The organism is Streptomyces sp. NPDC049627, assembly GCF_044465645.1.
Lineage (GTDB): Bacteria > Actinomycetota > Actinomycetes > Streptomycetales > Streptomycetaceae > Streptomyces.
In genome coordinates this window covers 12,240-33,376 of sequence record NZ_JBITLW010000023.1, presented here as the reverse complement: position 1 = coordinate 33,376, position 21,137 = coordinate 12,240, and the positions used below count along the sequence as shown (strand labels likewise).

32 protein-coding genes are annotated in these 21,137 nt (G+C 73.5%); 13 read left to right on the top strand and 19 right to left on the bottom strand.

Going from position 1 to position 21,137, the window contains the following annotated elements; translation table 11 throughout:
- Positions 1-24: 24 nt before the first annotated feature.
- The gene (locus tag ACIBU0_RS42355) at positions 25-384 is read right to left on the bottom strand and encodes a hypothetical protein (RefSeq protein WP_398829716.1); all 360 of its coding nucleotides are present in this window, start codon (positions 382-384) and stop codon (positions 25-27) included.
- 77 nt (positions 385-461) lie between these two features.
- Complete coding sequence (locus ACIBU0_RS42350) at positions 462-830, bottom strand: hypothetical protein (RefSeq protein WP_398829713.1); 369 nt, start codon at positions 828-830, stop codon at positions 462-464.
- A 255-nt stretch (positions 831-1,085) separates the two neighbouring features.
- On the opposite strand from ACIBU0_RS42350, the gene ACIBU0_RS42345 reads away from it, so the two are divergent.
- Positions 1,086-1,466, top strand: coding sequence for a hypothetical protein (locus ACIBU0_RS42345; protein ID WP_398829710.1), 381 nt, complete (start codon positions 1,086-1,088; stop codon positions 1,464-1,466).
- Here ACIBU0_RS42345 and ACIBU0_RS42340 read toward each other — a convergent pair.
- The 17 genes from ACIBU0_RS42340 to ACIBU0_RS42260 form a co-directional block, all read right to left on the bottom strand.
- On the bottom strand, positions 1,453-1,650 hold the full coding sequence (locus ACIBU0_RS42340) for a hypothetical protein (protein ID WP_398829708.1): 198 nt from the start codon (positions 1,648-1,650) through the stop codon (positions 1,453-1,455). The genes ACIBU0_RS42345 and ACIBU0_RS42340 overlap by 14 nt on opposite strands.
- 101 nt (positions 1,651-1,751) lie before the next feature.
- Complete coding sequence (locus ACIBU0_RS42335; protein ID WP_398829706.1) at positions 1,752-2,183, bottom strand: hypothetical protein; 432 nt, start codon at positions 2,181-2,183, stop codon at positions 1,752-1,754.
- Positions 2,180-2,542, bottom strand: a complete 363-nt coding sequence (locus ACIBU0_RS42330) for a hypothetical protein (RefSeq protein ID WP_398829704.1) — start codon at positions 2,540-2,542, stop codon at positions 2,180-2,182. Before ACIBU0_RS42330 ends, ACIBU0_RS42335 begins: the two co-directional genes overlap by 4 nt.
- Positions 2,539-2,787 carry a hypothetical protein gene (locus ACIBU0_RS42325; protein WP_398829702.1) on the bottom strand — a complete coding sequence of 83 codons (249 nt, stop codon included), beginning with the start codon at positions 2,785-2,787 and terminating at the stop codon, positions 2,539-2,541. Before ACIBU0_RS42325 ends, ACIBU0_RS42330 begins: the two co-directional genes overlap by 4 nt.
- An 87-nt stretch (positions 2,788-2,874) precedes the next feature.
- Positions 2,875-4,200: a DNA cytosine methyltransferase gene (locus tag ACIBU0_RS42320; protein ID WP_398829700.1), complete on the bottom strand. Its 1,326-nt coding sequence runs from the start codon at positions 4,198-4,200 to the stop codon at positions 2,875-2,877.
- Between the two features lie 142 nt (positions 4,201-4,342).
- Entirely contained in the window at positions 4,343-4,726 is a 384-nt protein-coding gene (locus ACIBU0_RS42315; RefSeq protein ID WP_398829697.1) for a hypothetical protein, read from the bottom strand.
- Between the two features lie 66 nt (positions 4,727-4,792).
- Positions 4,793-5,296, bottom strand: a complete 504-nt coding sequence (locus ACIBU0_RS42310; protein WP_398829696.1) for a hypothetical protein — start codon at positions 5,294-5,296, stop codon at positions 4,793-4,795.
- A 22-nt stretch (positions 5,297-5,318) separates the two neighbouring features.
- Positions 5,319-6,170 carry a hypothetical protein gene (locus tag ACIBU0_RS42305; RefSeq protein ID WP_398829694.1) on the bottom strand — a complete coding sequence of 284 codons (852 nt, stop codon included), beginning with the start codon at positions 6,168-6,170 and terminating at the stop codon, positions 5,319-5,321.
- 68 nt (positions 6,171-6,238) lie between these two features.
- On the bottom strand, positions 6,239-7,069 hold the full coding sequence (locus ACIBU0_RS42300) for a hypothetical protein (protein ID WP_398829691.1): 831 nt from the start codon (positions 7,067-7,069) through the stop codon (positions 6,239-6,241).
- 128 nt (positions 7,070-7,197) lie between these two features.
- Positions 7,198-7,479 (bottom strand): hypothetical protein, encoded by a 282-nt coding sequence (locus ACIBU0_RS42295; RefSeq protein ID WP_398829689.1) that lies wholly within the window; start codon positions 7,477-7,479, stop codon positions 7,198-7,200.
- Between the two features lie 98 nt (positions 7,480-7,577).
- Complete coding sequence (locus ACIBU0_RS42290; protein WP_398829686.1) at positions 7,578-8,114, bottom strand: hypothetical protein; 537 nt, start codon at positions 8,112-8,114, stop codon at positions 7,578-7,580.
- An 80-nt stretch (positions 8,115-8,194) separates the two neighbouring features.
- On the bottom strand, positions 8,195-8,629 hold the full coding sequence (locus ACIBU0_RS42285) for a hypothetical protein (RefSeq protein ID WP_398829685.1): 435 nt from the start codon (positions 8,627-8,629) through the stop codon (positions 8,195-8,197).
- Positions 8,630-8,816: 187 nt separating this feature from the next.
- Positions 8,817-9,053, bottom strand: coding sequence for a hypothetical protein (locus ACIBU0_RS42280; protein ID WP_398829682.1), 237 nt, complete (start codon positions 9,051-9,053; stop codon positions 8,817-8,819).
- Between the two features lie 62 nt (positions 9,054-9,115).
- A complete protein-coding gene (locus ACIBU0_RS42275; RefSeq protein ID WP_398829680.1) occupies positions 9,116-9,562 on the bottom strand; it encodes a hypothetical protein in 447 nt (148 codons plus the stop codon).
- A gap of 75 nt (positions 9,563-9,637) precedes the next feature.
- Positions 9,638-10,243: a hypothetical protein gene (locus tag ACIBU0_RS42270; protein ID WP_398829677.1), complete on the bottom strand. Its 606-nt coding sequence runs from the start codon at positions 10,241-10,243 to the stop codon at positions 9,638-9,640.
- Between the two features lie 92 nt (positions 10,244-10,335).
- Entirely contained in the window at positions 10,336-10,845 is a 510-nt protein-coding gene (locus ACIBU0_RS42265) for a hypothetical protein (RefSeq protein WP_398829675.1), read from the bottom strand.
- 147 nt (positions 10,846-10,992) lie between these two features.
- Complete coding sequence (locus ACIBU0_RS42260) at positions 10,993-11,277, bottom strand: hypothetical protein (protein ID WP_398829672.1); 285 nt, start codon at positions 11,275-11,277, stop codon at positions 10,993-10,995.
- Positions 11,278-11,541: 264 nt separating this feature from the next.
- On the opposite strand from ACIBU0_RS42260, the gene ACIBU0_RS42255 reads away from it, so the two are divergent.
- The 12 genes from ACIBU0_RS42255 to ACIBU0_RS42200 all read left to right on the top strand — a co-directional run bounded on the left by ACIBU0_RS42255 (position 11,542) and on the right by ACIBU0_RS42200 (position 21,098).
- Positions 11,542-13,005: a hypothetical protein gene (locus ACIBU0_RS42255; RefSeq protein ID WP_398829670.1), complete on the top strand. Its 1,464-nt coding sequence runs from the start codon at positions 11,542-11,544 to the stop codon at positions 13,003-13,005.
- A gap of 202 nt (positions 13,006-13,207) precedes the next feature.
- Positions 13,208-14,053 (top strand): hypothetical protein, encoded by an 846-nt coding sequence (locus ACIBU0_RS42250; RefSeq protein ID WP_398829668.1) that lies wholly within the window; start codon positions 13,208-13,210, stop codon positions 14,051-14,053.
- A 95-nt stretch (positions 14,054-14,148) separates the two neighbouring features.
- A complete protein-coding gene (locus tag ACIBU0_RS42245) occupies positions 14,149-14,511 on the top strand; it encodes a hypothetical protein (protein WP_398829666.1) in 363 nt (120 codons plus the stop codon).
- A gap of 90 nt (positions 14,512-14,601) precedes the next feature.
- Positions 14,602-15,627: a hypothetical protein gene (locus ACIBU0_RS42240; protein ID WP_398829664.1), complete on the top strand. Its 1,026-nt coding sequence runs from the start codon at positions 14,602-14,604 to the stop codon at positions 15,625-15,627.
- A 175-nt stretch (positions 15,628-15,802) separates the two neighbouring features.
- Positions 15,803-16,225, top strand: coding sequence for a hypothetical protein (locus ACIBU0_RS42235; RefSeq protein ID WP_398829662.1), 423 nt, complete (start codon positions 15,803-15,805; stop codon positions 16,223-16,225).
- A gap of 95 nt (positions 16,226-16,320) precedes the next feature.
- Positions 16,321-17,280: a hypothetical protein gene (locus tag ACIBU0_RS42230; RefSeq protein ID WP_398829660.1), complete on the top strand. Its 960-nt coding sequence runs from the start codon at positions 16,321-16,323 to the stop codon at positions 17,278-17,280.
- Between the two features lie 88 nt (positions 17,281-17,368).
- Positions 17,369-17,815: a hypothetical protein gene (locus ACIBU0_RS42225; RefSeq protein ID WP_398829657.1), complete on the top strand. Its 447-nt coding sequence runs from the start codon at positions 17,369-17,371 to the stop codon at positions 17,813-17,815.
- Positions 17,816-17,896: 81 nt separating this feature from the next.
- The gene (locus ACIBU0_RS42220; RefSeq protein ID WP_398829655.1) at positions 17,897-19,003 is read left to right on the top strand and encodes a phosphoadenosine phosphosulfate reductase family protein; all 1,107 of its coding nucleotides are present in this window, start codon (positions 17,897-17,899) and stop codon (positions 19,001-19,003) included.
- 143 nt (positions 19,004-19,146) lie between these two features.
- On the top strand, positions 19,147-20,040 hold the full coding sequence (locus ACIBU0_RS42215) for a hypothetical protein (RefSeq protein WP_398829652.1): 894 nt from the start codon (positions 19,147-19,149) through the stop codon (positions 20,038-20,040).
- Between the two features lie 89 nt (positions 20,041-20,129).
- On the top strand, positions 20,130-20,573 hold the full coding sequence (locus ACIBU0_RS42210) for a hypothetical protein (protein WP_398829650.1): 444 nt from the start codon (positions 20,130-20,132) through the stop codon (positions 20,571-20,573).
- A gap of 87 nt (positions 20,574-20,660) precedes the next feature.
- Positions 20,661-20,939 (top strand): hypothetical protein, encoded by a 279-nt coding sequence (locus ACIBU0_RS42205; protein ID WP_398829647.1) that lies wholly within the window; start codon positions 20,661-20,663, stop codon positions 20,937-20,939.
- Between the two features lie 27 nt (positions 20,940-20,966).
- Positions 20,967-21,098 (top strand): hypothetical protein, encoded by a 132-nt coding sequence (locus ACIBU0_RS42200; protein ID WP_398829645.1) that lies wholly within the window; start codon positions 20,967-20,969, stop codon positions 21,096-21,098.
- The last annotated feature ends 39 nt before the right edge of the window (positions 21,099-21,137 follow it).

Sequence of the window (21,137 nt, the reverse complement as noted above, 5' to 3'; positions counted from 1 at the left end):
CCGGGGCGCACCGTGGGGGATGGGTCAGGCCTCGGTGCCGCCGGATGTGCCGCCGGTGCTCGAGCACTCGGGGTCGAAGATGTTGCAGCCGCCGGTGGGCGGGTCCGACGGCATGGGCGCGGTCGGCGACGGGGTCGGCCGCGGCGGTTCGCTGGTCGGCGGGGCGCTGGGCGACGGGTCCGCGGGCGCCTGGGTCGACGGGGCGGGCTCGGGGTCGCTCGAGGAGCCGCGGTTCTGCACGACGACGGACGCCAGGATGGCGACGACCATGACCAGGATGAGGCCCCAGCAGACGACCATGACGCGCAGGAAGCGTGCGCAGCGCGGGCAGGGAGTCTCTCGGGAGCAGGGGGCGGGCTTCGGGCAGGAGACAGGGTCGGACACGGGTGTTCCTCCGGTACGGGGACTGGGCGACCGGACGGTGTCGGCCCGGGGCGCCTTGCGTCGCGTGCTGCGGAGCGTCACTTGATGCGGACCGGCGGAGCGGGGACCTTCACGGCGGGCGCGGCCGGAGCCTTCGGCGCGGCCGGGGCCTTGGGGGCGGGCGCCTTCGGCGGGGCGGCGGGCTTGCGCGTGGTGCTCGAGCTCCCGGAATGGTTGGTACCAGCGGGCGGCGCGCCTGCGGAGCCGTACGGCAGGCAGGTCAGCGGGTCGACGGTGCCCGCGACGGCCGGGGCGCAGCGGCCGGACGAGCCGTCGTGGTCGCTGTCGTCGTCGACGTCGGCGGTCAGGAGCGCGACCAGGACCACCAGGCCGAACACGAGGATGCCGACGGCGACGGCGATGACCAGGCGGGACGTGCGGTCGTCCGGCGCGGGGAGCTTGGTCATGGGGAGCTTGGTCACGGCGTGGCCTTCCGGAGCGGAGTGATGAGGCCGCGGATCGTGGAGGCCGGGGACGTCTTGCGTCGCGCGGTGCCGAATCGGGTTGCCCGCCAGGGCCGCGGCCGGCCAGGCTGTGCCGGGCACGGCGCCGCGCACCACCTGGAGTGAGGCGGGGCGAGCCTGCGGGCCGCCACGATCACCGCCTCCGGTGCCACCGAGGGGTTCGAGTCCCCTGCGCGCGCCGTGCCTACAGTCGAGGGCATGAGCACGATCCCGGAGCCTGAGCCTGCCCGCCCGTGGCGCCCGTCGGACGGGCCCGAACCCGAGGTGTCGACGTGGCCACCCGGCGACCGTCCGGCGCTCGAGGTGTGGTCCGCGGGCAAGTGGCGGTACGCGGCCGTCACGGCGCGCCAGGACTGGGCCGACGGCACGATCCGCTATCAGGTCCTGGTGGACCTCCTCGGAGACACGACGGTCACGTCTCGCACGTACCAGTGGCCGCAGCCTGGACTCCGCAGGTGCCACGGGAGCGGCTCGCAGCCGTCCAGGACGGCCGACGAGCAGCGCCAGGGTGGAATGCCGCAGGCGCCGCCCCGTCGGCCGCGTACGGGGCCGCAGGGCCGTTCGGCTACAGGTAGGTGATCTGGAGCTCGGCGGCCAGGACGTCGCCGACGAGCGGGGTGTCCGTGAGCAGCGCGCGGACGGGGCGGCCGTCGACCTCGAGCGAGACGACGGAACCGGCCGGGGCCCGGCTGGTGAAGGTGATGCGGCGGTCGCCGAACAGCGGGCCGGGGTTGATCACCAGGTAGGTGCGGACGGAGCGCATGGGCGCAGCCTCTCGAGCGGGGGCGCGCCCCGTGTGGGCCGCCCTGTGCCCCTTAGCTGGTCTCGGGCCGCGGGGGACAGGAACGGCCGCGTACGGGCCTCTCAGGCGGTCTGCTCGACGTCCTCGCGGGACAGCGGCACGGCGCCCTTCGCAGTCTTGAGGGCCTGGCGGGCGGCGACCAGGTCCGGGCCCTGGATGCCGTTGTCCCGGCAGGTCTTCCACCAGGGGTGTGTCTGCACGTAGCCCGTCACCTCGCGCAGCTCCTCCCACAGCTTGTCGTAGGCCGCGGCCTCCGCCGCGGGCCAGCCGGGCGACGGCTCGCGGCCCTCTCGCTCCCGGCCGTGGTCGGTCACCTCGGGCCATCCCTCGTGAGGCTCACGGGACCAGGGGAGGCGTTCCTGGGTCGCGCGGATCTCGGCGTACAGCTCGGCCGCCCGGCGCTGCGCGTCGCGGAGCTTCTGGGGGAAGTCGTGGGGGTTGAACTTCTCCTCCTCGGCGGGGACCTGCTCGGGGGAAGGGGTGGTGGCGCTCATGCTTCGGAGCCTAGTTCGAGCGACCGACAGTGCTCCGGCTCCGGCTCGTTCCGCATGGCGGCGTCGGCGCGCGCCAGGGCATCGGACACCGCTTCGCCCAGGTGCGCCGGCTCGAGCACGGTGATGGTCGGCTCGAGCCGGTCCACCAGGGCGGCGGCGAGGTCGTAGCGGATGGTCCGCTCGTAGGTGGCGCGCATCTGCGGGTCACGGTCGATGTGCTGCCAGGCGGCAAGGTCGATCTGCCGCTGGACGGTGACCTCCTCGCCGTCCACGGCGACCGCGGCGGTCAGGATGACGGACGGCCCGAACGGGTTGAAGGCGGCGCCGTACACGGGGCCTGATGGCTCGAGGGTGCTCATGTTCGGCGGGCCGTCGAGTGGCGGCGGGCCGCGCCGAACGTTGGGCGGTGACGGCGGGGCGCCTGAGCCACCCAGTACGGCGCGCGCTGGCCTTCCTCAAGTCGCGCGGCGAGGAGACGGAACGCGGCGGCGGCCTCCCGGAACTGGTCGCCCGGGATGTATGCGCGGAAGCGCTGGAACGAGGTGATGGTCTCCCGGAGTTGGCGGCCTATGTCGAGGCGCGGGGGGAGCGTCTGGTTACTCATGCCGGGGGGAACGTCGGGCGGCCCCGGGCCGTGACAGGCCCGGGAACGGCGGCGGCCCCCGCCGGGAGGGGCGGGGGCCGGGCGGGGTCACGTGGCTAGCTCGTAGTCGTCCGGGGCGAGCATGTCGTCCATCTCGTAGAGCTGGGCGAGGTAGTCGCGCGCCAGGGCCTCGCCGAGGACGCCGAACATGCCGGACAGGACGATCGCGGCCATGACCGGGGAGACGACGTCGGCGGCCTGCTGGAAGGCCGAGGTGCGGCTGCCCTTCCACGGGTAGGAGCGGCGGAACCCGACGAGGAGACCGGCCTCCGACTCCGTGAGCCGCAGGCCGTCGCTCTCGCGCTTCCAGGTCCGGGACTTGCCGGTGAGGCACCAGGAGGGGCCGTCGGCGGAGAAGCAGTTCCCGCCCTTGGCGCGGCCGGTCTTCGGGTCGACGGGCCGGGTGCCGCGCGTGTTGACGCGCTCGCCGGGCTGCCAGCCCAGGGCCTGCGCCATGGACGTTGCGGGGAGCGGGCGGATGCGGGCGGTGGTCGTGCCGCTGCACCAGCGGGAGGCGATCATGTAAACGCGCTTGCGGCGGGACGGCAGGCCGTAGTCGGCGGCCTCCATCACCTCGCGGTTCGCGTACATCCACTCGGACGAGTAGAACTCCATGGCCAGGTCGTCGAGGATCTCCTCCGGGAGGTTGCTGGACTGCTCCATGGCCATCCAGCGGATCGGCGCCCCGGCGGCCTGGAGGGCGAGCGGCCAGATGACGACCTCGAGCATGAGCGCGATCCGGGGGTCGCTCACGGCGGCGGCCTCCGCGCGGACCTCGTCCCAGGTGGCGCCGGACCGCTCGCGGTAGCCGACGTGGTAGCCGTGCTCCGCGCACATCGGGCACTCGTCCAGGTCGGGGTACAGGTCGTCACAGTCGACGTCGGTGATGGGCATGGTCCCGGCGGCCTCGCTGACGTACCCGATGGCCTCGCACAGGATGGCGATGTTCTGCGCGTCGAGGCCGGACAGCTTGCCCGCGGGGGAGAACGTGGGGCACGGCGGGCTGATGATGACGGCGCCGGTGTGGCGCAGCGCGATGTGCTCGGGGTCCAGGGTGGTGATGTCGGCGCAGATGCGGCGGTGTCCGGCGGCGCGGGCGGTGGCGCAGGCGTCTTCGGAGATGTCCACGCCGACGGCGTCGACCTTGACGCCGAGGACGGCGGCGATGCCCTCGGACCAGCCGCCGGGGCCCGCGAACAGCTCCACAACGCGGATCGGGTCGCCGGGCAGCGGGGCGAGCAGCCATTCGGCGGGCCACGGGTTCGCGGCGGCCTCGAGGACGGCGTACACCTTCGGCGGGATCGGCATCCCGGCCTTGCGGGCGAGGGTGGCGACGTGAACGGCGGTTGCGACCGCAGGGGGCAGGATCCGCATCTGGTGTTCCTCTTCTTCGCTGGTTCGCGTCGGCGGTGCTCTCCACCAACACAGCGAATACTACACCCAGGGAAATCTAGCGGGGGTCGAACAGGGAAAATGCACAGCCCGTTGCCCTGGGCTGTGCATTCCGGCGGGCGGGTCAGGCGAACGTGGCGGCGTGCGCCTTGCCCTCGAGCACCGCGGCGGCGGCCTTGACGTCGTCGCCCAGGTCGACCCCGGCGCGCCGGAGATCCTCGAGCAGCTCCAGGCCGGTCGGGTCGTCGCCCTGGTCGTACGCGGCGATGTGCCCGGCGACCTTCTCGCGCATCGTCAGGAGCGCGGTCTCGACGGCCAACAGCCGGCGCAGCAGCGGCGGCAGCGCGGTGCGCGAGTAGTTGCCCAGGGCCTCGCTCGTCCGGCGTCCGGCGACCGTGTCGGCGTGGATCTCGGCGACGTCCAGGAGGACGGGGAACGAGGGCGGGGTGCCGGGGCGCAGCATGCCGTCCAGCTCGGCGAGTTGCTCAGGTGTGGCGGGGATCAGCACGGGGTGGCTCCAGTTCGGGGAGGGGTGCGCCCGGGGCCGCGGCGGGCCCCGGGCGCGGCGGACGGGTCAGGGGCGGGGGCAGATCCGCCCGGCGTGCTCCTCGAGCGTCACCAGGCACACCGCGCACCGCTTCGGCTCCGGCTCGGCGAGCGAGAGGCCCAGCGGGGTGCGGTCGGCGTTGGCCTCGCCCTTGTGCATCGCGGCGGGGTCCAGGAACGGGATGCTGGTGAAGCGGTCGATGCGCTGGACCAGGTCGAGGACGGGCGCGGGGTTCTGCGGGTCGTCTTCGCCCCACAGCTCGGCGAGCTCGGCGGGCACGGGCTTGGGGAACGGGTGGAAGCCGGTGTGGTCCCACGGGAACGACCACAGGGTCTTGCCGTCCGCGGTGCGCACGGTGTCGAGGACGAGCTCGTCCTCGTCGTACTCGCGGGTGAGGACGAGGAACGCTCCGTCCGGGAACTGGTGGCGCACCGTCGCGGCGACGAGCGGGAGCAGCGCGCGGGCGGCGCGGGCCGCGGCGGTCTCCGCGGTCGTGAGAGTGGCGACGGGGCGCAGGTCGGCGGTGTTCACGAGGGGTGGTCCTTCCGGGCGTTCAGCGGGCGAGGAGCGGGGCGAGGGAGACGAGGAAGTCGACGCCGACGCCGTGCAGGTCGACAGAGGCCGGGGTGGTGTCCCGGACCCGGGCGGCCGGGTCGGCGGCGGGCGCGGCGTACCCGTACACGCCCGGCCGGGAGCCGAACGCGATACCTCCGGCGTCGGTCTGCTCGACGTCCACGCGCTGCGCGAGGAACGCGGCCAGACGGCGCGCCAGACGCCCCCGGACGTCCCGCATCGGCCACGTCTTCGGCTCGAGGGGCCTGCCCGGCAGGAACCGGGCCACGGCCCGCTCGACGGCCCGCACCGGGCCCTCGATCTGGACGCCGCACAGCGGGTTGGAGCCGTGCAGGGTGGCCGAGTAGCGCAGGCCGGACGAGGACCAGGTGACGGTGGACGTGTTCACCAGGAGGCCGCCCCGCTCGTACGTCGCTGCGCCCTGGGCGCGCATCGCTGCGCCGATCTCGTAGAGCAGCTCCAGGCGGGCGCGGGAGACGTCCTCGCGGGCGGCGGCGGCCTCGTCGTCGAGGACGGGCAGCACCAGGCGCAGGATCTCGCGGGCGACGACGTCCGGGCGGGCGGTGCGGAACGTGAAGTCCGGCCGGTACGGCTCACGGCCGGGGAGCTGCCACCCGACCTCGGTGGTCCACTGGGTGGCGTTGGCGACCAGGACCAGGGCGCGGGTGCCCTGGACCAGGCGGACGCCGGGGTGCCGGGCGGTCCACCAGGGGGAGTACGGCTCGACGGTCCAGGGAACGCCGGCTCGCGCGGGCAGCAGTGCGGCGACGTGCTCGGCGAGAGTGCGGGCGGGGCAGACGGTGGGCGCCGGGGCGGTCACGGACGCGGTCATGTCGTGGGGCCTTTCGAGGGGGCCGCGCCCCAGCACGAGGGGCGGGGGCGCGGCCGGGCGGGTGAGGGTCAGACCAGGTACGCGGCGGCGGCGAGCAGGAAGTCGATGCCGACCGGGCCGACCTGGGCGCAGACCCGGGTGCCGTCGTGGACGGGGTCGCCGAGCTCGGCGCGGGACGGGAGCGCGATCCAGCCGTGCAGGTCGCGGTAGCCGCCGAACTCGACCTCGTCGGCGTCGACCGGGCGGAGCTGCGGGAAGCGGTCCGTCAGGTGGCGCGTGAACGGGCTACCGGCGTCCGTGGAGGTGTGGCCGTCCAGTGCGGGCAGCAGGACCGGCAGCGCGCCGTACAGGCCGCTCACGGGGCCCTCGTAGGTCAGGGAGTAGTTCGGGCCCAGGCCGTACGACCACACGGCCCACTCGGCGCCGCTCGCGGCCGTCCACTCGATGCCGGGACCGTCGGCGCGCTCCGTGGTCTCCGGGACGACGCCCTGGTCGACCAGGTGGAACCCGAACTCCGTGAGCGCGGTCCCCTTGGCGTGCAGGACCTGGCGCCATCCCCGCTCGGCCTCGGTCGCCTTGAGCATCTCGGCGTCCATGTCGGCGAGGAGCCAGCGCATCGCGCGGGTGGCGAGCGTGGCGACGGAGGCCGGGTCGGTGGAGTCGACGACGACGTCCGGCGTGAACGGGGCCAGGCCGGGCCGCTCGGCGTACAGCTCGACGCGGTTGCCCTCCTCGACGACGAGCAGGGAGCGGCGGCCGTCGGTGATCCGGGAGGTGGCGGCGTTGTTGCGCGGGCCGTAGATCGGGGCGGCGGTGACCTTCCACGCCTTGCCCCGGCGGGCGGGCAGGAGGGCGGCGAGCGGCGCGGCGGTGGTCGCCTGGGTGACGGCAGAGATCACGGGGTGTTCCTCGCTTCGGTGGTTCGGTCCGGCGCGGTGCTCTCCGGCCGGGGTATTGGGCGGTGCGGGTGGGGCTTGCGTCGCGCCCCGGGGCGGCTCGTACGTCCGGGCCCCGGGGCACGACCGCTCTAGAGCCAGCGGCGGGCGGCGCGCTCCCAGGACGGCGGGAGCCCGTCCAGGGCGCGGGAGACGTCGTCGGGGCGCTCGGCGCTGTGGTGCATCTCGGCGCGCTCCAGGACGGACTCGGCGCCGCCGGGGACGTCCTCGTCGGCGAGGTGCAGCAGGTCGGCGATCACGTCCTCCAGCGAGGCGAACGGGTGCTCGGCGCTGTAGCGGTCCCAGATGGCGCGGCCGCGTGCCACGCGCTCCGCCGGGGTGCTGCTGCTGGGGTCCTGGGCGATGTCGTCCACGGGGGTGTTCCTCCGGTTCGCGGTTGGGCCCGGCGTGCTCTCGCCGGGTAGTACGCCGGGCGGGGGGTTCCTGTGACGCCCCCGCCCGGCCGGGCAGGTCAGCGGCGGTTGTCGGGGCGGGCGTTGTCCACGGCGATCTCGGCCTCAAGGCGGAGGTGCTTCTCCCAGACCTTGAAGACCTGGCGCAGCCAGTCGTCCGTGCGCTCCCACTGGTGGGGGCCGTCGTTGTGCAGGAGGTGCAGCGCGTGCGCCTGCTCGGCCTCGCGCTGGGCGAACTGCGCGAACTCGGGGTTGACCGGGTTCAGGCGGCGGGGGAACGGGAGCTCGCGGTCGACGAGCGGCACCAGGACGTACTCCCCGAGCTCGGCGGGGAACCGGGCGGCCGGGTTCTCCACGGCGATCTGCTCGGCCATGAACAGCTCCTCCGTGGCCTCCGTCGGCAGCTCCGTGTACGCGCCGGGCGGGACGGCGGCGAACTCACGGGCGGCGGCGTCGAGGCGCTCCGCGATGGCCAGCAGGGCGGCGCGGATGCGGGGGTCGGTGGTGAACCGGTCGCGGGCGATCTCGGCGACGGTGCGGGCGCGCTGGGCGGCCTGCTCGTACTGGCCGACGAACGGGGCGGCGGTGGTGGACATGGGTGTCTCCGTCTCTGGGGTGTCGAGGGGGGCCGGGGCGCGGCGGGGGGAGGCCGCGCCCCGGCGGTTCGGGGGAGGGATCAGGCGGCGGCGCGGGCGGCGGCCGGGCGGCCGAGGCGGAGCGCGGCGAGGAAGTCGGCCACCTGGTCGTTCTTCGGGGTGAAGCCGGAGAGGGCGACGGCGCGGATGTCCTCGCGGGTCCACAGCGCGACCGGGACGACGCGGTGACGCTTCATGCGGGCGAGGTCCCCGGTGCGGGAGACGGTCAGGCCCTTCTTGCCCTTGCGCTTCTTCGCGGTGGTCCCCTCGCCCGGGACGCGGTCGCAGCCCTTGGCCTTCTTCGTGATGGTGGCCGCGTAGTTGTGGGCGACGAGCGGGGCAACGCCACCGGCCATCAGGTGGGCGGAGGCGGGGGCGGGACCGGCGGCAACGGCCTTGACGGCGTTGCGGATCTCGCGCTGGGCGCGGATGCGGGTCCGGAGGGCGGAAGCGCGACGGGTGCGGGCACTGGCCATGGGGTGTTCCTCTGTTCGTTCGTTGGTTCGTCGGCGGTGCTCTCCGCCAACAAGAGGAATACTACACCAAGGGAAATCTCGGGGGGAACACATGATCCGCAGGAACTTGGATTTCCGCAGATGAGAACGCGTCTGACTCCGTCGCGCGGGGTCGGACGCGTTGCCCTGGGCTTAGCGTTCTCGAGGGTCAGAACAGGGCGTCGTCCTGGGGCGTGGCCGAGACAGCCGGCCTACGGGCGCGGGTGGCGCGCGGCGGGGTCGGCGCGTCCCCGAACAGGGCGTCGGTGCCGTTCGCGTGCGGCGCGGCCTCCACGCGGCGGGTGACGGCCCGCTTGTCGACCAGGGCGAGCGGGGCGGCCGGGTCGAAGTCGGCGCGCTGCATGGTGGACCAGTCGATGCCCTGGGGGCCGGTGGCAGTGCTCACGGGGTCTCTCCTGTCTCGAGCGGTGCCGGGGCGCGGGGTGCGCCCCGGCGGGCGGGGAGCTGTCAGGCGGCGGTGGTGAGGCGGGCGCGGGGGTTGGCGGCCTCCTCGCGCATCTCGCGGGCGGTGTCGCGCACCGTGGCCATGACCTCCTCGGCCTGGGCCGGGGTGAGCCGCTCGGCGCCCTCGCGCGGGCCCTCCTCGGCCTCGACGACGGCGAACACGGCGGCGAATATCTCGGCGGCCAGGAGGCGCGTCCCCTTCACGCGCTGGGCGACGGAGCCGGGCCGGGCGGCGTCGAACTCCTCGCGGGCCGCTGCGACCTTCTGCCCGTAGTACAGGGCGGAGCCCCACCCGTTCTCGACGTACTCGCGGCGAACGGTCGTCTCCGCGATGTGCAGTCCGTCGCGGATCGCGCGGTTGGCCTGCCCGCGCTCCATCAGGCCGTCGCGGACGTACTTGTTGACGACGTCGCGGGCGGCTCGCTCGGTGGCGCTCATCTTCCGGGCCATGGGGTGTCGGTCCTCTCGTGTGCTGTACGGGGGCCGGGGCGCGGTGCTGCGCCCCGGCGGGGGCGGTCGGGTGTGTCAGGCGGTGCGGGCGGCCTGGGCGGCGGCCAGGCGCGCCTCGGCCCACGCGTCGATGAGCGCGCGTCCGGCCTTCCCGGCGGCGTCGCCGGGCGTCGCGCCCTGCTCGAGCGCGGCCAGGTAGAGCCGGGCGGTCCCCTCGGTGGCCACGGGCCGGGTGAACGTCTCGACGAGCCGCTCGAGGTCGAGGTGCGGCCACTCCTCGCACAGCGCGCGGGCGGCGTAGACGGCGATCCGGCCGGTGGCGTCGCCGAGCTGTTCGACCTGGGCGGGGGTGAGGGGGGCGCGCTCCTGGTCCGCCATCATGCGGAGCTGCCGGGTGTGGTCGCAGGTGTCGCACTCCGTGCGCCGCATCCCGGAGTTGGTGCAGTAGGTGAGGGCCCGCTCGGCAACGTGGGTGGCGCGGTTCAGGGCGCTGTGGAGCATGCGGACGGTCGCGCGTCCGTCCCGCTCCGCTGCGGCCACGGCCTCGCGCAGCTCCTCCACGCGGGCCTGACGCTCGTTCACGGTCTCGGAGTCGACGATGGCCCACTGTTCGCGGGTGAAGTGGCCCGCGCCGTTCGTGCGGGTCTGCGGCGTCCAGGTGGGGAACGGCGTGCGGCTCATGGGGTGGTGGTTCCTCTCGTGCGGTGCGGGAGCCGGGGCGCGGTCGGCGCGCCCCGGCGGGGAGCTGCGGGGTCAGTGGCGCGGCAGCCGGCTCACGGCTGGTTGTGCTCGAACCACAGGGCGTCGAGGGCCCAGAGGGCGGCGGCGAACTCCTCCGTGCCCGGGGCGGCGTCGATGCGGGCCAGCAGCTTGCGACCGGCGGCGACGGTGTGCGGGGTGCCGTCGTCGTCCGTCCAGGCGTACGCGGGGCGCCCGGCTACGGTCGCGCACAGGTCGGCGAACTCGGACTCGCCCCGGCACTGCGCGGAGGTGTCGGTGCCGCACTCGCGGTTGCCCATCGTGGCGCAGTCCCACCCTGACTCGTCCTCGTCGACGCGGCCGTCTCGGTTGTCGTCGCCCATCAGGTCGGCGCGCCCGTCGATCCAGCCGTCGTTGTACGCGGCGACGGTGTCGCCCTTCGGGGCGAAGTCGGCCGGGGTGGCGTCGGATGCGGTGATGGTGCCCAGGCCGCCCAGGATGATCACGGCGGTACCGGCGGCGAGCAGGGACGCCGGGCGGGGGCGGCGGGCCAGGATGCGGCCGAGACGCGGGAAGCGCTGCATGGGGTGTTCCTTCGCTGGTTGGTCCGGCCCCGGTTGCTCTCCGGGACCGTGGGCGGTGCGCCCTGCGCCCGTTCCGACTGTGAGCCGGCCCAGGGGCGGGGCGCACCGCCCGCCGGGGGGTGGCGGCGGGCGGTGCTGTCTGGGGGGTCAGACCGGAAGGGCGCCCACTCCGAAGAACGGGTCGATCAGCGCGTTGGGGCTCTCACCGTTGCGCGCCTCACGGAACCCGGCGGAGCGGTCACCGGCGACGACGAGACACACGGCGGAACCCGGGACGGCGTACTTCACATCCCACGCCCGGTTCACCTGGTCGTCGTAGTAGACGGCATCGGTGATGCCCAGGTGGTGCACGACGGCGCGGTCGGTGCCCGCGTCGGTGACGACCGCGACGAAGAGGTGGAGCTGGGGCTTCTTGTCCAGGGAAACGGCCATGGTGTGTTCCTCGCTTCGTTGGTTGGCCCCGGTGCTCTCCGGGGCGACGAGAAGAACAGTACACCTAGGGAAATGCAGCGCAACACCCCTGACGTCAGATTCCGTAAGAACCGCAGGTGAGGCGCTGGAAAGTCGTGCAGCGCAGCACCCCTAGATTTCCCTGGGTTGACTATTCTCGGGGGTGGGGGGTACGTTCAGGGCACGCCACTAAGGCGGGGCCGGGGCGAGCATCCCCGGCCGAACCAACGAACCGAGGAGCACCCGATGGCTGAGACCCAGACGACCGGCATCAAGAACGCGGACGAACTCATCACCCTTGCGGCCGCGTTCGGCCTGACCGTGACGGTCGAGACGACCGACCGCGAGACGCTCACCTCCTACGTGGTGCGCTTCGCGATCCCCGTTCCCGCCGCGTACGCCGGTACCGAGCTGGGCCGCACCATCGCGGGCGACACCATCACGCTCCTGTGGACCAAGGCGAAGAAGAAGGGCGCGCGTGGCTGCCTGGTCGACGCCACCGTCTGGAGCGTCGCCGACCACCGCAAGGTGCGCACCCTGCGGGAGGTCGACGCCGCCGTGCGCACCCTGGGCCACAGCTCCGCCAAGTACGCCCGCGACGCTGCGCCCCTCCCCGAAGACGTCGTCGACGCCCCGCACGCCCTCTACATCAACGGGGAGCTGCGCAAGGAGGGCATCCCCGCCGAACGCGTCCGCACCTTCGTGAAGAACCGCCGGTTCAACGGCCTGGTCACCGACCAGGACGACGACGGCGGCATCGTGTGCGACAACCGCCGCTATGTGCCCGTGACCACTGAGCCGGCCCCGGCCGAGGAGGCGCCCGCCGCGGCCGAGGAGCGCATGCACGTCCGCATCGCCAACGGCCGCACCCCCGAACTCGTCGACAGCCGCGACGCCCTCGAGGAGATCAACCACGCGATGATGGACGGCAAGCGCGACGTCCGCGAGATGTCCGAGGGCCGGGGCAACGCCCGCATCGTCTACCGCGACCAGCGCGGCACCGTGGAGCTGCGCCGCGCCACCGCCGAGGACATCGCCGCCTACGCCCCCGCCCCGGCGCCCGCCGCCCCGGTCGAGACCCCGCCGCTGTTCGCCGCCCTCGCCGCGTACGAGGCCACCGTGCTCTGCACCAGCCCGCGCGACCTCGACGACCTGGCGCGCCACCTGCACGCCGTCGGCAAGGTCGCGCCCACGGCGCACCACCGCGAGATCCTCGAGGCGCAGGCGGACGTCATCGAGGGCGCGTGGGAGGCCCTGCGCGCCGCCGGGAACCTGCGGGCCCGCAACGCCGCCCACGACCAGGCGCGCGCCGCCGTCGAGCGGGCCCGCGAGGTGATCCTGGCCGTCGCCCCGCACGCCCACCGCATGCACGGCACCGACATGCCCAGCACGGCCGAGGAGATCCGGGCCGCCGCCGTGGCGTACAACGCCGTCGGCAGCACGGCCGAGGAGCTGTCCGCCGTCGAGACCGGCACGCCCCTGGTGCGCGTCCGCTGCTCGAGCGACTCCGGCACCGGCTGGAAGGTCACCGCCACGATCACGGCCGGTGTCGACACGCCCCAGGGGTTCCTCCCCGCTCACCCGGCGATCGTCGAGACGTTCCGCAAGCGCGACGGCCGCGAGGACGCCGCCGCCAACGCCCGCCGGGTGATCGGCGCCATGTTCCGCGTCGCCGTCCCCGTCGAGTACGTCCGCAGCTCCCGCGGCTGACTCGCCCCGGCGCCGCCCGGCCGGATCGGGTCGGGCGGCGCCCTCGAGGCCCCATACGCGCCCGCGCGCGTGTGGACGGTCCAGAAAGTCCAGAAACCCGCGTCACCTGCCCCGTTCCCCTTGGGGCGACGCAAGCCGTGTCCGCGCGGCCCACTGCCCGGCGAGAGCACGCCGGACCGAACCACGAAGCGAGGAACCCCCGATGTCGACCCCCACGGAGCGCGCCGACGAGATGGCCCGTCTGGTCATCGCTGCGGCGCAGCAGGACAACGCCTGTGTCGTGACCAGCGCCCTGGTGGACACCGTGATGAAGCTGCACGCCGACACGGAGGCCGGGACCGCGAACGAGGCGTCCGTGCGCCGGCTGATCCGGAAGCACGCGGCACCGGCCGGTGTGCGCGTCGTCCTGACCGACGATGAGCGGTACTGGGCGATCCGGGAGCAGCTCCACCACATGGACGGCGACCAGGTGCACGCGCTGCACGACAGCATCGCCGACGGTGGCGACGACGACCCGCGCGGGAATGACCGTGTGCTGGTCGACGCGATCTCCGTGCGCCTGTCGAACCGTCTCTCCCCTGCCCGCCTGTGGAACTGCAAGCCGGTCTCCGTGCGCCTGTGGGACGAGCCGGAGCCGGACGCCGTGGGAGCCATGCCGGAGTACGCCGGGCACGGGCCGGTGGTCGAGGCCCTGGAGATCCTGCGGGCCGCTGAGGTGCGCGTGGCGACGGTTCCCAGCCGCAAGGTGCTGTACCGGGACTGGCACGGCCCCCAGGGACCGCAGGGCGCGTTCATCTGGCCCGGGGCCGGTCGGACGTTGGAAGTCTCCTGGTTCATCGACGGGGCGCACGACGAGCGCGGCATGCGGTCGAGGGACACGCGCACCGTGCGGGCCGCCCGTAACCAGGCCCTCGACGACGTCGCCGCCGCGTTCCGTGGGGCGGGGTGGACGGTGTGGCGGGTGCTGAGCCGCAAGACGGCCACGCGACGGGATCTCCGCGTGGACGTGACGCCCCCGGCCGCCGGACAGTCCCCGGCCGTCTCCTGACGCCCTCAGTCCCGTTCTCCCGCCCTGTCGCCGTCGTCCTGGTCGCCGAGTGCGTCCAGGCGCGGCGGGGCGCTCCCAGGAAGGCTCAGCCCGTCATGCCCTTGCCCCCGTGGCTCCGCTCCCAACTCCCGTCCGAGCCCACCCGTGCGTTCGTCGCGTTCACCGACACCGTCGCCCAGCTCCTGGAGCTGCCGCCCGCGCCCCCGGCCGAGGTCTACGTGCGCCGGTACGACACAGACCGCGTCTGGATGGTCTGGCGGTACAAGGACGGCGGCGCGTCCCTGTTCCTCGAGCGCCCGTACGGGGAGCTGCGCGACGGGGTGTGGGTTCGCCTGCACTGGCACGAGTCGCCGAACCCGGAGGTGGTGGCCGCGATGATCCGGGCGTACATGCGCCGAGGACGTCGTGAGCAGCGCCGCCGCCCGTGCTGGCTGGTCCGTGTGCTGTTCGGCCGCTGACCCCGGCCCCGTGATCCCCGGCCCGCATCCCGTGGGCCGGTCCTCGCGGCGGAGAGCTACCGCCGCAACCCGAAGGAGAGGAACAAGCGCGTGAGCGCGTACGTAGAGATCCCCCGCCCGCACGAGTCGGCCCCCGGCCGGTTCACCGCCGAGCTCGAGTTCCCCGCCCAGTCGAAGCGCCGGGCGCAGCAGCACCACGACATCGCGTGGGCCCTGGCCGACGTCCACGGTCTCGAGATGTCGACGCCGTACAAGGTGAACCCCCGGTGGTCGGTCTACGAGGAGAAGTGGGGCAACGGGGAGCGGCACGGGTGGTCGGACATGCGCCGGCTGCGCGTCGACGGCCCCGCGCACGCCCTGGCTCGCTACCTGGTCGCCCTCGAGCGGGTCCTGGACGAGGTGGAGGCCCTGGCGACCCGGGCGGTCCGTGTGTTCGGCGCGTGGAAGCGGTCCATCGCCGCGGAGCCGTTCCTGGAGTACGAGGACGCGTCCACCATGCGCGTGCGGGCCCGGGAGTTCCGCGCGGACGTCCTGCACGCCCTGGCGCAGCGTCTGGGCGCCCGTACGCGGCCCGTGGGGGAGCGGGACAGCTCCCGGCCACTGTGGGAGCAGTACGGGGCCGTCGCCGAGGAGGTGTGGGACGCCGCGGGCGGAGTCGACCTCGAGCGGGCCGACGACAGCGCGGTGACGGCCCAGATGACGCGGATGGTGCCCGCGGTCGTCGTCGAGGCGGAGCGCCTGGCCGTCCTCGAGGCCGCCCGGGTCGAGGAGGAGCGCCAGGAGGCGGAGCGGGTGGAGCTGTTCCAGCAGGTCGACGCGGCGTGCGCGCGGGAGGCCGACGAGGCGGACGCCGAACGGTACGCGCGGGACGGACAGGAGAGCCTGTTCCCCGTGTCCGCCGCCCGGCCGCCGCTGGTGGTGCCCCCGCCCATGCCGGTCAAGCCGCGCCGGGCGCCAAGTCATCGCGGTCGACTCCGGCCGGAGACCCGGGCGGCGCTCAGCGGAGCCGTGCGCGTGATCCCCGCCGAGGCGGTAGAGCGGCTGTATGGGCCACAGGCGACGTTCTCGGCGCCGGAGGTGAGCCCGGACCGCCGGCGGTACGCCCCCGCGGCCTGACAGCTCCCCAGGGCCGCCGCCCCGAGATTCCCCCGGAACAGTAAGCCCGGGGGAATTTCTTGGTGCCTATTCACGGTTTTACCAGGGGTGCCCCTTCCAGAGATTGCCATGGGTGTACTATTCTTCGTGTTGGCGGGAGAGCAACCCGCCAAAACCACGAAGGAGGAACACCCCTATGAACGTTGCCCTCGCAGTGAGGCCCCTGGAGGAGCTCGCCGAGCAGTACGGGCCGATGCGCACCGTCCTGCACAGCACGGCGCCGACGGCCGTTCCCGAGCAGCAGCACCCCACCTACGTCTTCAACATCCTGGGCGGGGAGACGCTGCGGGAGTCGGTCATCAACGGCACCGACGGCACCCCGGACCTGTTCGTGCGGCTCGTGAAGTACATCGACCCCGTCTCCCTGTGGGAGCGGTACGCCGTCGACTACTGGTCCGTCAACGGGTTCTGGGCCACGGACCACGTGCACCGCGCGGTCGCCGAGTCCGCGTACGAGGACGCCGTGCGCGCCGAGTTCGCCGAGCCCACGCTGACGCTCGCCCTGGAGCGGTTCACGCGCGGCCTGGCCAGCTTCTACGACGTCACCGACGTGATCTGACCGGTCCGGTCCCTCTCTCGCCGGGGCGCGACCGTATGCGCCGCGCCCCGGCACCCTCCCCCAGCTCGCCCGACTTCACCGAGGAGAACTCCGTCATGGCCACGAAGACCGGCATCAACACCGTCCCCACCAGGCCGCAGGCCGATTTGCTGATCGTCGCCCTGGGCGCCCCGAACCACCGCATCCCCTCCACGGCCACCGGCCGCACGCTCGACATCATGCTCCGTCGCCAGTGGATCAGGGAGTACACCAGTGATGGGCGCCTGGCTTCGACCGTGCGGGACTACCCGGGCTTCACCCACTTCCGTCTCACCCACCACGGCGTCAACGCGGCGAAGAAGGCGCGCGCCGCCCGTACCGCCGCGGCCGAGCGGGGCCCGCGGACCCTGGACGTCGAGGGCATCGGCTGGACGTGCGTGGAGGCGGGCCGGAAGTGGGCCACGGAGTACGAGGGCGTGAAGTTTGAGCTCGAGCGCCGCACCGCCAACGTGCTGGACGGATGCCCGGACACCGGCTGGTACCTGTACGGCGGTAGCCACTTCGGCGAGTACATGGGCGCGCGCTTCAAGGCGGCCGCCGTGGAGGCGTTCCCGTACGTCTGCCCGAAGAACGGCCACCCCCAGCCGGCCGACGAGGTGGAGGCCGAGGCCGCCGGGCGCGTCGACTGGTGGGCCGTCAAGGACCGCGAGGGGAACCTCATCACGCAGGTGGAGGCGACGAGCTACAACCACGCCGTCCAGGTGGCCGACCAGGACCCGAAGGTGCGCGCCGCACGTCCCGGCTCGGGCGGCCTGGTGTTCATGCGGCTGGAATCCATCGAGAAGCCCGCCCCCGCCGCGGCGCAGCCCCGGAAGACCATCCCGGCCGCCGCCCCGGCCCGCCGCACGGCCACGGTCCGCACCGAGTACATCGGCCGGTCCATCCCCTCCCGGCTCGAGGCGGCCGGAGCCCCCGGCGGGATGCAGTACAGCAAGCGGGCCGGTGCCCTGCGCTGGGTCCTCCCCGACGGCGAGGAGCTCACCCCGGGCCAGGCCGAGGAGCGGTTCCTGGGCTGACCGCCCCTCCGCCCGGGGCACGGCTCCCACGCTGCGCCCCGGGCCTCCGCCCCGTCTCCGCCCGCCTCACGTCCTGGAGGACCTCCCCATGCAGACCATCACCCTGTTCGACATCGCCCCCGCCGCCCCGGCCCCCGTGAAGCTCCGTCGGCCGCTCGCCCTGGGAGAGCTGCCCGTCTCGAGCGTCCCGGCCGCGTACGACCGTGAGCACCTCTACAGCCCGCAGGCGGACACGGCCGCAGTCGTCGACCACCGCCCCGGCGACCGGTTCGCGCCGCTCCCGAGGTCCCCGCACCAGCCGAAGGCGTGGGGCGCCTGGTGGCGGGAGCAGGCCAGCACGCCGACCCCGGACTTCCTGGGCCTGGAGACCGGCGACGTGATCACCCTTCACGACGGCGACACGGCGACCGTCGTATCCACCTGCCGGTTCGGTGCGGTCGTCCGCTACGCGCTGCCCCCGAGCGAGTGGCGCGACGAGGAGCACGCCGAGATGTACGTGACCCGCCGCAACCAGTTCGGCCACTGGTACCGCTGACGGCCCCCTTGGGGCGCGGCCCGCGCTGCGCCCCACCCCAGTGCCGCTCTCCGCCCGCTCCACGCCCTCGAGGACCCCGCCATGCAGACCGCGACCCTGTTCGACCTCCACGACATCCAGAGCCTCCAGGAAGCCCCCGCGGCCGCCACGCCGGCGAAGCCCCGGCCGAAGCCCAAGAAGACGCGGACCGTCCACGCGTCGGTGCCGCTCGCCCCCTGGACGACCGTGCCGGACGAGCTGATCCGGGACGCCGACTGGGTCGTCATATCGAGCAGCGGCGGCAAGGACAGTCAGGCGATGCTCTCGTACGTCGTCCAGCGCGCGCGGGCCCTGGGCATGCTGGACAAGGTCGTCGTCGTCCACGCGGACCTGGGCCGGGTCGAGTGGGCGGGAACCCGCGAGCTCGCCGAGCTCCAGGCGCGCCTTGCCGGGGTCCGCCGGTTCGAGGTGGTCCAGGCGCAGGGCGCCGATCTCCTCGACCGCGTCGAGATCCGGTACGGCAAGCTCAAGGCGAAGGCGGAGCGGGAGGCCCTCGAGCGGGGCGAGGACCCGGCCACGGCGAAGGTCCCGCCGGCCTGGCCGTCGAGTGCTGCACGCTGGTGCACCCCGGACGTGAAGCGAGGCCCGATCCGGACCCTCTACACGCGGCTCGTCGCGGAGCTCGCGCACCTGAACCTTGGCCGCCCGGTGCGGATCCTGGAGTGCATCGGGCAGCGCGCCGCGGAGAGCAACCAGCGGGCGAAGCTCGCCGAGGTGGAGATCAACCGCGGGGCGAGCAACGGCAAGCGGCACGTCACCACCTGGCGGCCCATCCACGCATGGAGCGACCGGAAGGTGTGGCGCGAGATCGCCCGTTCCCGCCTGCCGTACCACCCGGCTTATGACTGGGGAAACCGGCGCCTGAGCTGCGTTTTCTGTGTCCTCGGGTGCAACAGCGACCTTGTGAACGGCGCGCGGCGCGTGCCGGAGCTCGCCGCGGCGTACGCCCGGACCGAAGTCGTGGTCGGCGCCGACTTCAAGAAGGGGCTGAGCATGGCGGAGATCATCCGGCGCGCCCAGGCCCTGGAGGCGGCCGAGGGGCCCGCCGCGCGGCCGCCGGTCGGTACGGCGATGGCCGAGCACGTCGGGCGGGCCGTGACGAGCAAGTACCGCAACCGTCAGGCGACGTTGTACGGCTTGGCCGCCTGAGCCGGCCCGCACCGCGGGGGTCGTCCTGGTGGACGGCCCCCGCTTCTTTCTGCGGATCCCTACCCTCACAGATTTCCCTTGGTGTACTATTCCTGGTGTTGGTGGAGAGCAACCACCGGCGAACCAACGAAGCGAGGAAAACCATGTCCGCTGCCGTTCTTTTCGACGTCCCCGCCGCTACGGCGAATGCTAAGCCCAAGGAAAAGCGTCCCGCTCCGGTGCACGCCGAGCGTCGGTGGTTCGCCGACCTCGACCGGGTGACGTACCTGGGCACGCATCAGCCGTCTTGGCTGGCCCGCGAGGAGTTCGGCAACGACTGCATCCCGCTGTGCGTCGCCCACCAGCGGCTCGACGGCCGCAAGACCCTGCCGCGCGCCGTGACCCCGTGGATGCTCGACTCCGGCGGTTTCACGGAGCTGTCGAAGTACGGCGAGTGGACGGTGTCCCCGTACTACTACGCGGAGGCGGCGCGCCGGTACTACGACGAGACCGGCCTGATGGACGCGTGCGCGATTCAGGACTGGATGTGTGAGGACGAGATCCTCGCGAAGACCGGCCTGACGATCGCCGACCACCAGATCAAGACGGTCGCGTCGTTCCTCAACCTGATGACGCTGGACGCCGACCTGCCGTGGATGCCCGTGATCCAGGGCCGCACCCTCGACGACTACCTGCGGTGCATCGACCTGTACGACCAGGTCGGCGTGGACCTCACGCTCGAACCGGTCGTCGGCATCGGCTCCGTGTGCCGCCTGCAGCAGACCGACGAGGCCGCCCGGATCATCGAAACGATCTGGGGGATGGGGATCCGTCTGCACGGGTTCGGCTTCAAGAAGACCGGCCTGCGGCGCGTCGCCCACCAGCTCTACAGCAGCGACTCCATGGCCTGGTCGTTCAACGCCACCAACCGGGCCCCGATGCCGGAGTGCGTGGGCAAGCACGTCCACTGCGGCAACTGCCCGCGGTACGCCATCGCCTGGCGTAACCAGCTCCTCAACTCCCTGCCGGACGACCCGCAGCTCCTGCTCGCCGCCTGATCCGAGCAGCTCCCCGGGGCGCCCCGCGCGGGCGCCCCACCCCTGGGCCGGAGAGCACCGGCCCCAACCACGAAGCGAGGAACACCACCATGGCTCGAGTCACGCGCTCCGGGACAATCAGCCGCCACCTGTCCGAGGGCGGACTTCACGACCTGCATCTGCACGAGGCCACGCAGAAGGCCGGCCCCGACGGGCACGAAGTCGACGGCTTCTCCACCCGGCAGTACCGCCGCGGTGACGTCTTGCTGGTCGTCGCAGGGGCGTTCGGCCCGAACTGGCTGCGCACCCTCGCCGAGATCACCAGCCGACTCGAGAGCCCGCACGTCAAGTGCACCGTCGTCGACGCCCCCGAGCTCGGTGACCACGAGGTCCTCGTGCGCTGGGCAACGTCCGAGGAGCTCCAGGCCCGGAAGGCGGCCGCCGCCAAGCAGCAGGCCGCGCTCACGGCAGAACTCGCCCGCCAGGAAGCGCAGAAGCGGGCCGAGGAGGAGCGCCAGGCGCTCGAGGCCGCCGGACAGTCCGGCCTGTTCTGACACAGCCCGACCGGCCGTGACGTTCCCCCAGGCGTTACGGCCGCCCGGCCCCGTCACTACCCCGCACGACCCGGCAGGAGATGCGAGATGACGCCGTCCGAGTACGAGCGCCTCATGGCCGAACAGTGGCCCACCGGCAGGTTCGGCCGCCCCGGCGTCGACCAGCCCCGCACGGCGACGTCCTCGACGGACACGCCGGAGCAGCAGGCCGCGCGCCGCGCCGCCCTGAGCGAGGCCCAACACGGTTGGCGCCTGCCGGACCAGCGCTCGCAGAGGAACCGAGAGCGCACCGCCGAGCGCAAGCGGGCCGCCCGCCCGCGTCACCTCCGCATCGTGCCCAACCCTGCCGACACCGAAGCCGCTTGACCACTACACGCCTAGAGAGGCACCGCCATGCGCTGGACCGTCACGCCCCGCCGTCGCAAGCCGAACTCCGGCCGCTGGAGGGCCGACCGCACCGAGTACGCCCGCCGCCGGCCGTGGCCGCTCGAGCTCCCCAACCTGTCCATCCCCCGCCCCGCCTGACCCCCGCTCACCGCCGCGGTGCACACCCGGCGGCCCAAC